Origin of the sequence: Endozoicomonas sp. GU-1 (assembly GCF_027366395.1) — a bacterium.
Classification (GTDB): Bacteria; Pseudomonadota; Gammaproteobacteria; order Pseudomonadales; family Endozoicomonadaceae; genus Endozoicomonas.
Genome location: NZ_CP114771.1, coordinates 1976299 through 1988219, shown reverse-complemented (window position 1 = coordinate 1988219; position 11921 = coordinate 1976299). Strand labels below are relative to the sequence as shown.

Annotated in this window: 8 protein-coding genes and 1 pseudogene; all 9 read left to right on the top strand. The window is 49.7% G+C overall.

The genetic code is table 11. The features are described from left to right. Positions 1–47: 47 nt before the first annotated feature. Positions 48–2144 (top strand): type I secretion system permease/ATPase, encoded by a 2097-nt coding sequence (locus O3276_RS07970; protein ID WP_269675153.1) that lies wholly within the window; start codon positions 48–50, stop codon positions 2142–2144. After that, positions 2141–3478 carry an HlyD family type I secretion periplasmic adaptor subunit gene (locus tag O3276_RS07965; RefSeq protein WP_269675152.1) on the top strand — a complete coding sequence of 446 codons (1338 nt, stop codon included), beginning with the start codon at positions 2141–2143 and terminating at the stop codon, positions 3476–3478. The genes O3276_RS07970 and O3276_RS07965 overlap by 4 nt, the downstream gene beginning before the upstream one ends. A gap of 133 nt (positions 3479–3611) precedes the next feature. Continuing rightward, the gene (locus O3276_RS07960) at positions 3612–4487 is read left to right on the top strand and encodes a hypothetical protein (protein WP_269675151.1); all 876 of its coding nucleotides are present in this window, start codon (positions 3612–3614) and stop codon (positions 4485–4487) included. 83 nt (positions 4488–4570) lie between these two features. Then, on the top strand, positions 4571–7012 hold the full coding sequence (locus O3276_RS07955) for a hypothetical protein (RefSeq protein ID WP_269675150.1): 2442 nt from the start codon (positions 4571–4573) through the stop codon (positions 7010–7012). Between the two features lie 419 nt (positions 7013–7431). Continuing rightward, complete coding sequence (thrS, locus tag O3276_RS07950) at positions 7432–9354, top strand: threonine--tRNA ligase (protein WP_269675149.1); 1923 nt, start codon at positions 7432–7434, stop codon at positions 9352–9354. A gap of 104 nt (positions 9355–9458) precedes the next feature. Then, positions 9459–10000: pseudogene (infC, locus tag O3276_RS07945) on the top strand (translation initiation factor IF-3). 164 nt (positions 10001–10164) lie between these two features. Beyond that, a complete protein-coding gene (rpmI, locus tag O3276_RS07940; RefSeq protein WP_066018013.1) occupies positions 10165–10356 on the top strand; it encodes a 50S ribosomal protein L35 in 192 nt (63 codons plus the stop codon). A gap of 35 nt (positions 10357–10391) precedes the next feature. Then, a complete protein-coding gene (rplT, locus tag O3276_RS07935; RefSeq protein WP_269675148.1) occupies positions 10392–10748 on the top strand; it encodes a 50S ribosomal protein L20 in 357 nt (118 codons plus the stop codon). A gap of 237 nt (positions 10749–10985) precedes the next feature. Continuing rightward, on the top strand, positions 10986–11762 hold the full coding sequence (locus O3276_RS07930; protein ID WP_269675147.1) for a ferredoxin--NADP reductase: 777 nt from the start codon (positions 10986–10988) through the stop codon (positions 11760–11762). The last annotated feature ends 159 nt before the right edge of the window (positions 11763–11921 follow it).

The following is an 11921-nucleotide window of genomic DNA, read 5'->3' as shown; positions in this document are numbered from 1 at the left end:
AGGCTCTGTTTTGCTTAATACAGAACCTGTCTCTGGATGGAGTTGCAATGGCGCAAAGCCCTTTACTGACCAGCTTGATCTGGATTGCCAGGTTTCATGGAGTCAGGGTCATTGCCGAAAGTGTACTGACGGGGTTGCCCGTTCAACCAGATAAGTTTCCAGAAGAATATCTGGAGCGGGCTGCCGTGAATGCAGGGCTTACGTTGTTTACCAGGTCGCTGGTTTCCCATGGATCACTGGAAGAAAACTGTCCACCTTCGTGCCTTCCCTGTATTGTCTGGTTGGCACAGTCTCCCATCGTTGTGGTGCAGATTACCAAAGAGTATGTTGAGTTCCGTCAACCGAAACTTGGGATGACCGCTGAGCGTCTGCATCCCGACGACTTTCTCCAGAGTATTGACAGCCGCATTGTTTTTTTCAGTCGCGCCAGGTTTGAGGATGATCGTGATCCGGACTATCCACCGGACTGGCGAGATCACTGGTTCTGGGGGTCGTTACTGGAATGTCGTCGTATTTATCGGGAAGTGTTGTTAGCCTCTCTGCTGATCAATGTATTTGCCCTGGCGGTGCCTCTGTTTGTACGTCTGATCTATGACCGGGTGATTCCCGGTATGGCACTGACTACGCTGAATACACTGACCATCGGTGTGGTGGTTGTCATCTCTTTCGAATTGATCTGCCGACAGCTGCGCACCCGGTTTATTGATATAGCTGCGAAAAAATCCGACCTGCTGATGTCCAGTCAGCTGTTTGCCAAAATTATGGGAATCCGAATGTCGTTTATTCCTGCGGCCACAGGCTCATTTGCACGGCAAATTCAGGACTTTGAGGCTATTCGGGAGTTTATCACCTCCACTACGCTAACAGCCATAGTCGACTTACCATTTGCCATCCTGTTTCTGTTGGTTATCGGGCTTATGGGTGGTCAGCTGGTGTGGATTCCCCTGCTGGTTATTGTTGTTATGTCGTTTGTCAGTGCAGCAGTTCAACCCCGGCTCCGTCAGAGTATCGAAGAGAGCGAACGACTTTCGGCACGAAAGCATGGGGATCTTGTGGAAAGTATTACCGGCCTTGAAAGCTTGCGGCTTGCCGGTGCCCAGAGTCGTTTTCAGCAACGCTGGGAGCAGGCAACCGGGCATATGGCAACCTGGGGGCTTAAAACCCGGGCAATGACCGGTAATGTTACTGCGCTGGCTACCTGGCTGCAGCAATTGGCAACCGTTGCCATTGTTTATTTCGGCGTGATCTTCATCAGCTCTGGCGCAATGAATATGGGCGCATTGATAGCCGTTATGATGCTTTCTGGCAGGGCGATAGCGCCTTTTATGCAACTGGCCCTGTTGGGTACACGATATTACCAGGCTCGCAGTGCTTTTATGGTGATAAACCAGTTGATGGGGGCACCTGACGAGCAGAGTAAGCAAATGGCCTATCGTCGGGTTAAAAAATTTTATGGGAATCTCAAGTTAAAACAGTTGTCGTTTTCTTACCCTGACAGTGTTATTCCTGCGCTTTCTGATGTATCCGTGTCCATCAACAGTGGTGAGAAAGTGGCTGTAGTAGGGCGCTCTGGCTCGGGCAAATCAACGCTTGCCCGTATTCTGGCGGCACTCTACCAACCCGACCATGGACAGGTATTTCTGGACAGCATTGCCCTGGGGGATATTCATCCGGCAACCCTGAGAGCGAAAATAGGCTTTCTGGCCCAGGATCCCTGGCTATTTCATGGTTCAGTGATGGATAACATCACAATGGGGGCTTCCAGTTTCTCCGGGGAAGATCTGCTGACCACTGCGAGAGACTGCGGTGTGACACTCTTCACCGGCGACTCTTTGGCTGCCCTGGAATACCCCGTGGGCGAAGGTGGGCGACAACTCTCTGGTGGTCAACGGCGAGCCGTTGCATTAGCCCGTGCCATGCTATCCAAACCGGATATCCTGATTCTTGATGAGCCCTCTGCACATATGGATAGCCTGATGGATGCCCAGGTTCAGAAGACACTCAAGGGCTTAACGAACAATGTAACTCTGATTATCATCACCCATAGAAGCAGCCTGTTGTCCGTTGTTGATCGTGTCATTATGCTGGACGGCGGCAAACTGGTATCTGATCAGCCTGTTCAAATCAGAGAACCTCAGGCATGAAAGCACAATCATGGTCGGAATGGTTGCGGTTAACCGCCAGTAACCGGCAGCAGGCTCAGCTGATGGACATTACCGTCACTTCACGCTGGTTTATCTGGGTGATGGTTTTTTTTGTTGCTTCATTAATTGCCTGGAGTTGTCTGGCTATGATGGATGAGACCGTCACAGGCTATGGGCGAGTTATTCCTTCCAGTCGAGTTCAGGAGGTTCAGAGTCTGGATGGTGGCACCCTGAAATCTGTCCATGTCAGGGAAGGTGAGTTTGTCCATGCCGGGGATTTGCTCTTGCAGATTGATGAAACGCGCTATCAATCTTCCTTTCGGGTGAATGAGTCTGAGCTGGAAAGCCTGCAGGGCTCTGTGGCCAGGCTGGAATCAGAATTATCGGCACTGGCAGGGATGCTAAGTGGTTTATGGTCTGATGAACAACGTGACATCAACTTCCCGGAACACTTTCAAAAACATTTTCCTGAACAGGCACTGCAACAAAAAGCACTGATGAATGAACGAATGGCGGCACTGAACAGTCAGGTTACTATTCTCGACCAGCAAGTGATTCAGAAGCAGCATGAACTGAATGAACTAAAGGAAAAAGTAAAAACGCTGACCAGAAGCTTGCAGCTTGCCAATGAGGAGTTATTACTGAAGAAACCGCTCAGGGATGATGGCGTTATTACCCGCGTAGAGATTATTAACCTTGAGCGAAGGGCAAATGAACTTCAGGGGGATCTGACCAATGCCCGGTTGATGGTTGCTCGTCTTGAGTCTGCATTGGAGGAGGCCATCGGGCGTCGGAATGATCTGGTGATTCGTTACCGGGCAGACTTACAAAAAGAGCTGCAGGATACACGGGATCGTTCCGGCAAACTACTGGAGGGGCAGGCAGGCCTGGAAGATCGGGTTCGCAAGGCGGCGTTGTATGCACCAGTGGATGGGTTGGTCAAAACGGTAAAGGTACATACAGAAGGCAGTGTTATTCAACCAGGAAGCACTGTCGTTGAGATTGTACCGGCAGAAGACCCTCTTATTTTTGAAACCCGCATTCAACCGGCGGATATTGCCTTCCTGCAGTCAGGGCAAATGGCTCTGATTAAGTTAACGGCTTATGAGTTTGCCACCTTCGGAAGTTTGAAAGGCACTGTGGATACGATCAGTGCTGATACGCTGGATGATGAAAAAGGGCTGCCGTATTACCGGGTTCGAATAGTGCTGTCAGGTAATAATAGCTCCTTGCTGTTGATTCCCGGCATGACAGGGGTAACCGATATTGTGACGGGGAACACAAGTGTGCTTGAGTATTTTATAAGGCCTTTGCTGAGAAGTTTTGGAGTGTAGAACAGAGATCAGTTCAGTCACTAACAAGAACGTTAGTTTTACTGACTTTTTTATCTTCAGATACAAAAAGGAACTAAACCCGTTTTATGGTACTCAAAATGTAATCAGTTCATGATTCAGGAGATGTAATCGGATGGAACCCTCTAATAATCACCCCGTTGACAGCTACTCTGCTGGCCCACAAACCCTGCCGGAAGATACTCATGAGACATTGGGCGTCAATATCGTGGGTGGTGCCAGTAATTCGGGTGCAATGGATGATTCCGGAACTCTGCATGACAGACAGGTTAAGGCTTTACCGCCTGCTGATAAAATTCAGAGTGTTATTACTCCCCCTGATCATGACATTGGCAACTTACGCGCAGCGCTGATTAATCAGGCGATCGGTTTTTTATCCATTGTCAGTAAAGATATATCCGGTTTGCCGGTGGTAACGGGCGCATTTGTCAGGGCGTTTCGCCAGCCTATGGCTTCAGAAATTCAGCTTTCAGTAGCTCAGGTGCCAGCTCTCAGGGATGAAGACTTTCTCAGTAGTTGGCAGATGGATGTCGTGGTAAGCCCCGGGCAGTGCAAGGATTTAACCAGATTAATGGGGCGCTTTTTGCATAAAGAGAAAAAAGAAGACGCTCGTGTTTCTTCTTACTCTGGCGCAGGGATACTTCAGGAAGAGGGGTTTCATTATTTGTTCAATGGCGAAGAGTTCTTTTCAATCAGGTTATTAACGCTTGACGCCCCCGTAAACCTGAATGTTGAAGATTACAACTATCAACCCTCTGAGGGAAAGCCTGTAACACTCAGAATATCCACTGAAGCCTGGGGCGCATGGCTGAATCAACAGTTTGCTGGTTTGGTTAATAATCCCTGTGCGTACAATATTATTGAGACCGAATTCCAAACCCAGGCAATAACCGATGAGGAAGCCTGGTGCCTTTGTCCTGCAATTCAGCAATGGATCTACTCACAACAGCCGGTTTATCTGCATCCAGCGGTTTTTATGACTATTGCATAGCCAATATGGCCCAACCGGTTTATTCGCCAATAGCAACTGCTTGGCCACTCGAAAACTGTCCTGTTACTCCCCATGTTCCAGCAGTGTCTTTTGCGCAATCATTTGGTACAAACGTACCAGGTGATCTTGAGGCGGCGGCTATAACATCGGTAATGCAGCCCGGTGAACAGGGAGTAGTTGAAGATCAGACTGGTAATCTGACACCGTCTTCTACAGGTGAAACCGTAACACCTGTCGCACTTCGATCAGGTCCTGCACATTTGGTGTTGGACAATGGTAGCAGTCTAATAAAAGATACCGATACCATTCAGGACCTTGGCTTTTCCCTGATTGCAGACATACTGCCATCCCTTGAACCGGCGGGAGCCGGAATTGCACACCAGGGCTCGAAAGTGGGACAGTCTGAAGCAAATAACGAAAGCAGCGGTGACAGCAAAAGCAGGGGAAGAAGGCAACGACGCGGAGTTAATGCGCCTGAACGAACAAAAAATACCCGGAAAAAAGGCAGTGCAAAGGGGCTGCGTGCCAGAGGAAGTGATCGTTATGGATTTGCCGCAGCGATTCAGGCTTTAACCAAAGTCACTAACGTTGTCGCTGACGAACAGAGGGCACGGTTGGAGAAGTTGTCTGTACCTGATGAGGTGATTAGCGGGTTAAACAACCTTATCAGTACTGAGAAAAGTGCTGAATTAGTGCGCCGCCCTTTCAGGTGCAGTCCTTTCCTTGGCAGAGCCCAATGCTATTACGTCAAACAACCTGAAGAGGGCTTTAACTACAGCTATGCAGGGCTGGCTGGCATTATTGAAAAGATAGTTCATGAATTATGTGACTCCCTGAAACAGAGTGAGTGTTCTGTGGCGAGCCAGAATGAAGTCAGGGCGATTATTGCGGCATTAATGCTTAAATATCTGGTCTATATGCCCAGAGAAAAAAATCAAATGAGTGCGCTTCTGTGCAAATTAACAGACATGATTGAGCATGACAGCAGAATTATTGCGCACTATGAGGCGGGTAACGGTTCACCGATCCTGAAGTTGTTGCCGCAGACTTTTCTGGTGGTATTGACCTCAGTTGAATTGGAAAAAATAGCCCTTCCGGTAACCCTTCAGCAGCGCTTAGTCAGTACTCTTGCCACCATTATGTCTGCCTCTAATCATCATGGCTGCTACGATATTTCTGCATCAATGATTAGCTCGCTTCACCGGTTACCGCTTGATTTGCCCCTGGCAGGCTTGAATTGGCAGGAAGTTAATAACCTGGCAATACAGATACAGGAAACCTTTGGTTATTTGCAGCAATTGATGGATTTGCGGGTAAACCGTCTCACAGTTGCCCGGGCAGTGATGGATTTGAGGGATGGATTACATGCACTCCAGAAAAAAGGTGAAGATAGCCGGAGCCTATCGTGGTTCTCACCGGCACCCGGGAAGCAAGACCGCATCGCCATGGCTGTTCGTTCTGCTGAGAAAATATTGGGCGACGATGAGTTGGCCTTCAAGAAGGCATGTCGTGAGTTAGTCCTTGCTAAACGTAAGGCGCAGGAAGATATACGCAGAAAGCAACTTGAAGCGCGGATGAGAATGCAGCAAAAAGAGAGCCATCCGCTAGAAAAGCCTGGCCGGGACATTGAGCAACCAGAGGAACAAAATGAGGAGCAAAATGAGAAACAGCGTTATTGTCTGGTGACCGCGTCCATCACGGAGACGGCGGCCGATGCTATCACGTTGGAACTCAGTCCATGGGAACAGGCATTGGCCGTTGCCGTATCGCTGTATAAAGATGGCCAGCTTGCTGAGGCTGAAGCCAGCAGGGCGTCTGCACTGAAAGCCTGTAAAGATAAGATTGACCGGGCCTGTGTATGGGCGGACTGTGGCAATGCCTTGCTGGAACCGTATCACGAGTTGCTTGCCCGGGTGGTAACGGTCACAGCAAAAGTCACTCCGGTTAAATGTCTACTGGATCTTATTGCACAGCATATTCCCGATGACGTGGTGAAAAAATCTGGCGATGCAAAAAACTGGCTGTCAGCAAAAAAATATAAAATACCAACAGAAGCGTCACTTTTATCATTAGCCATGAGCTTGCCATCACAAGATGAGATGAATTCATTACTTAAGGCACTCAGGTCGATTGTGGAGATGTATGAAAAGGCGGTAGAGCTGATGAATGATTGCTCTGTCTTGCAGTTGCGGGATACGGGGGATTTTATCTTGCATATTATGGAGAGTGATCTGAATAGCCTTTTTGATCAGCAGGATGACTTGCTCTCCATCAGAAAGGTGGTTGCCAGGGTCATGACTGCCCGCTCTGAACTTATGAAGAAACTCGGCTTTTATGGTCCTCGCTCCGGGTCCAGTGCCAGCACAGAAGCAGCCATCACTTACCAGAAGAGCGTTTATACTCAGCTGCGTGAGCGCTTAAGCAGGGAAGCAGCACAATTTGATGTTAATGAAACGGATTTGACGAAATGGGGCAACTTAATGGAACGTATCGGTCAGTTGAGAATAAAGTCTTCTGAAGTGTAAATGCGTTTTGAAGATCTTTTATTGACATATTCGTGTATTCACTACGATGATATAACGCTAGGAGGCTGTCCGAGAATAGCGCCCGTAGCGAGGATGGCAGAAAATTGAGGATAAAAAGTCGGAAATTTTTAGTGAATAGTGGTTCTATTTACTAAAAATTTCCGACTTTTTAGACCAATTTGCTGCCACCGCAGTAGGGCAGTCTATTCTCGGACAGGCTCCTGGACCTGCAATTTTCTCCCCCGGTTTTATCAACCAACAGTTCCTGATGAACGTTGAGAAAATTCATGCAATCCCTGGTATGGATTGCCACTGGTTTTTGGCTCTCAGCCCTGCGTATGGGTTGGCACGAGCAATAGAACAAGCAGCCTCCGGTACCGGTTGCCACTGTATAGTGATTACAATGTAAGGACTCCTTCATGCCTGTTATTACGCTTCCCGATGGCAGCAAACGTGAGTTTGCTGATGCAGTATCCGTAATGGAAGTCGCCCAGGACATCGGTCCGGGGCTGGCCAAGGCGACCCTCGCCGGCCGCGTCAATGGTGAACTGGTGGATGCCAGCGCCAAAATTGCCGAAGATTCTGATTTATCCATCATTACCACCCGTGATCAAGAGGGTGTGGATGTTATTCGTCACTCTACCGCGCACCTGCTGGCGATGGCCGTGCAGGACCTGTTTCCTGGTGCCCAGGTGACCATTGGGCCAGTGATTGAAAACGGCTTCTACTACGACTTCTCCTACGAGCGCGCTTTCAATATGGACGATTTGTCCAAAATTGAAAAACGCATGGAAGAGCTGGCCAAACAGGATCTCGCTATCGAGCGTGTGGTGATGAGCCGTGAAGAAGCCATCAGCGCCTTTAAAGCCATGGGCGAAGAGTACAAGGTTGAGATTATCAACGACCTGCCCGCCAGCGAAGAGATCTCTGTCTACCGCCAGGGTGAGTGGATGGACCTCTGCCGTGGCCCACACGTGCCTTCCACCGGTAAGTTGAAAGCGTTCAAACTGATGCGGGTGGCGGGTGCCTACTGGCGCGGTGATGCCAATAATGAAATGCTGACCCGCGTCTACGGTACTGCCTGGGAAGACAAGAAAGCCCTGAAGGCCTACCTGCACCGTCTGGAAGAAGCGGAAAAACGCGATCACCGCAAACTGGCCAAGAAGCTCGACCTGTTCCACATGCAGGAAGAAGCGCCGGGAATGGTGTTCTGGCACCCTAACGGCTGGGTGATCTATCAGGAACTGGAACAGTACATGCGCAACAAACAGCGCCTGGCCGGTTATGAAGAGATCAAGACCCCTCAGCTGGTGGACCGCAGCCTGTGGGAGAAGTCCGGTCACTGGGATAAATACGCCGATGGCATGTTTACCACCAGCTCTGAAAACAAGGACATGGCTATTAAGCCCATGAACTGTCCCTGTCACGTGCAGGTCTTTAACCAGGGCCTGAAGAGCTACCGTGACCTGCCGTTGCGACTGGCAGAATTTGGTTCCTGCCACCGTAACGAACCTTCCGGTTCCCTGCACGGCCTGATGCGAGTGCGTGGCTTTGTCCAGGACGATGCCCATATTTTTGCCACGGAAGACCAGATTCAGTCAGAAGTCTGTGAGTTCATCGACTTCCTGCACAGTGTTTACGACGACTTCGGTTTTGCCCGTGAAAACCTGATTTACAAGCTGTCTACCCGCCCTGAAAAGCGCGTAGGTTCCGACGAAATCTGGGATAAAGCCGAAAAAGCCCTGGCAGAAGCCCTGGATGCCCAGCAGCTGCCATGGGATGAACTGCCCGGTGAAGGTGCTTTCTACGGACCGAAGATCGAATTTTCCCTGAAAGACTGTATTGGCCGGGTGTGGCAATGTGGCACTATTCAGGTGGATTTCTCCATGCCGGGTCGACTGGGTGCGGAATATGTGGACGAACACGGAGAGCGCAAAACGCCGGTTATGCTGCACCGCGCAACCCTGGGATCCTTCGAGCGCTTTATCGGTATTCTGATCGAGCATTATGAAGGTGCCATGCCGGTTTGGTTGGCTCCCATGCAGGCTGCTATCCTCAATATCACTGATCGTCAGGCCGATTACGCAAGAAAATTGGAAAAAAACCTCTCTGAACAGGGTATCAGGGCAAAAGCGGACTTGAGAAACGAGAAAATCGGCTTTAAAATCCGCGAGCATACCTTAATGAAGGTTCCTTATCTGCTGGTGATCGGTGATAAGGAAATGGAAGACAATACCGTGGCGGTACGTACCCGCACCGGTGAAGATCTGGGCGTAATGTCCATCGAAGCGTTCCGGGAACGCCTGCAGGCAGATGTCCTCAAGCGTGGTCGCACTGCTTGATTAGCTGTGCCGCCTTCCGATGCACTTCGAGAAAACTGTTCCGGGTTGCCTGATGGTCTGGCAGCCCAGGAGCTTACTATGTTGCTTACACAGGAGATACAACCATCAGACGCAACAGCTTCCGTGATCGTCGCCCAGTAAAGGCTCCGATTAATGAAAATATCCGTGCAAAAGAGGTCCGCCTCATTGGGGCCGACGGAGAACAGGTCGGTGTAGTTGATATACGTGATGCGTTAGGCATGGCCGAGGAAGCGGGGCTGGATCTGGTTGAGATCAATGCGACCAGTGAGCCGCCGGTCTGTAAGATCCTGGATTATGGTAAGCACCAGTACGAATCGAAAAAACAGAAGGCTGCGGCCAAGAAAAGCAGACTTTGATCCAGGTGAAAGAAATCAAGTTTCGCCCGGGTACCGAAGAAGGGGATTATCAGGTAAAACTGCGCAACCTGATACGTTTCCTTACCGAGGGCAACAAGGCGAAGGTCTCCCTTCGTTTTCGTGGTCGTGAGATGGCTCACCAGGAGCTGGGCATGGAACTGATGAAACGGGTTGAAAAAGACCTGGAAGAAATCGGAACCGTTGAACAGCATCCGAAAATGGAAGGCCGTCAACTGATCATGGTGATTGCCCCTAAAAAGAAGAAGTAATTAAAAAAACGGCGTTTGGGTTTGGTGTCCGTTGAGGGTATCGGGTCTGGCCGTTTTTTTTAGTGCTTCGTGCCGGTTGAGGGCTTCGGCTTTTGGCGGCAGTATTTTTAATTGTCCCGACGCTGGTTTCGCAGATCAGTGGTCGCGAATGCGGAGTGTTTTTCATGCCAAAGATGAAAACCAACAGTGGAGCCGCGAAGCGTTTCAAGAAAACCGCTTCCGGTTACAAGCGTAAAGGTGCCTTCAAGAGTCACATCCTGACCAAGATGACCACCAAGCGTAAGCGTCAGCTGCGTGGTACCTCACTGGTATCTCCGGCCGATCAGGGTCTCGTTAAGCGTATGCTGCGCGACTAATCGCTTTTTTGATCATTTTACAGGAGAGATAATTCATGGCACGTGTTAAGCGTGGCGTCATTGCGCGCCGTCGTCACAAGAAAGTTCTGAAGCAGGCTAAAGGTTATTACGGTGCACGTTCACGTGTATTCCGCGTAGCCAGGCAGGCAGTTACCAAAGCTGGTCAGTATGCTTACCGCGACCGTCGTCAGCGTAAGCGTCAGTTCCGCGCTCTGTGGATTGCCCGTATCAATGCCGGTGCTCGCATGAATGGCCTGTCTTACAGCCGTTTCATCGCAGGTATGAAGAAAGCGGCTATCGAAATCGACCGTAAGGTTCTGGCTGATCTGGCCGTTCACGACAAGGCGATTTTTGGCCAGCTGGTGGAAAAGGCGAAAGCTGCTCTGGCTTAAGTTTTTATACCGGTTTGTATGAGGGAGACCTGCTTTTGCGGGTCTCCTTTTTTTGTTTGTGATTCATTCAGACTCATTTCCTGTTGGCAGAGAATGAGGCCAGCATTTTTTCCCGAATTTTGCTAAAGTTACCCCTGGTTTTTAAGGTCGCTGATAAAAAGGACCTTGCTCCACCGTCGGATATGGATTCCGAAGCCATCTTTGGTAAGGACGCAAACAACGAAAAAGAAGCAAAGTATGTCAGCATTTAATCAAGAAACCGTGTTAACCGTGAAGCATTGGAATGATACTTTGTTCAGCTTCACCACCACCCGTGACACATCGCTCAAATTTCATAATGGTCATTTTGTCATGCTGGGCCTTGAAGTAGACGGGAAGCCGCTGATGCGGGCATACAGTATCGCCAGTGCCAACTATGAGGAGCACCTGGAGTTCCTCAGTATCAAGGTGCCTGATGGGCCTCTGACTTCCAGGCTTCAGCATTTACAGCCGGGGGATTCCGTGCTGGTCAGTCGCAAGCCGGTGGGTACCCTGGTGGTGGGTGATTTGAAGCCGGCCCAGAATCTGTTCCTGTTTGCCACCGGTACAGGTCTTGCGCCGTTTATGAGCATTATCAAAGACCCTGAAACCTATGAGCGGTTTGAAAAGGTCATACTTGTTCATGGTGTTCGTTACGTCAGTGAACTGGCTTATCATGACTACCTGCTGGATGAATTGCCTCACCATGAATATCTGGGAGAAGAGATTCGTCAGAAGCTGGTCTACTACCCTACCGTTACCCGTGAGCTGTTCAGAAATACCGGTCGACTGACAGATCTGATTACCAGTGGTCGGTTGTGCAATGACCTGGACCTGCCACCACTGAACCCACAAACCGATAAAGCCATGATCTGTGGCAGTCAGGCCATGCTCAATGATACCTGTGATATTCTCGATAACCTCGGCTTTACTGCATCGGCGCATACCGGAGATGTGGCTGATTATGTGATTGAGAGGGCTTTCGTTGAGAAATAATTATCTGATAGTCATTTTGTCCGGTTAAAAATCCGATTGAGTCTGAAAGTGCCTGTTCTTAATGGTTAAAATAGTGGTTATCCAGACGGCTATTTCAAAAACCAGAGGGTGGGCATTAATCACATTGCCGCATTTCCCATCCTCGCTACGGGCGCTATT

What these genes read in the sequence shown, in the direction of transcription:
- thrS (WP_269675149.1), top strand. Translation starts at nt 7,432, where the DNA reads ATGCCTGTTATTACGCTTCCCGATGGCAGCAAACGTGAGTTTGCTGAT.
- O3276_RS07970 (WP_269675153.1), top strand. Translation starts at nt 48, where the DNA reads ATGGCGCAAAGCCCTTTACTGACCAGCTTGATCTGGATTGCCAGGTTT.
- rplT (WP_269675148.1), top strand. Translation starts at nt 10,392, where the DNA reads ATGGCACGTGTTAAGCGTGGCGTCATTGCGCGCCGTCGTCACAAGAAA.
- O3276_RS07930 (WP_269675147.1), top strand. Translation starts at nt 10,986, where the DNA reads ATGTCAGCATTTAATCAAGAAACCGTGTTAACCGTGAAGCATTGGAAT.
- O3276_RS07960 (WP_269675151.1), top strand. Translation starts at nt 3,612, where the DNA reads ATGGAACCCTCTAATAATCACCCCGTTGACAGCTACTCTGCTGGCCCA.
- rpmI (WP_066018013.1), top strand. Translation starts at nt 10,165, where the DNA reads ATGCCAAAGATGAAAACCAACAGTGGAGCCGCGAAGCGTTTCAAGAAA.
- O3276_RS07965 (WP_269675152.1), top strand. Translation starts at nt 2,141, where the DNA reads ATGAAAGCACAATCATGGTCGGAATGGTTGCGGTTAACCGCCAGTAAC.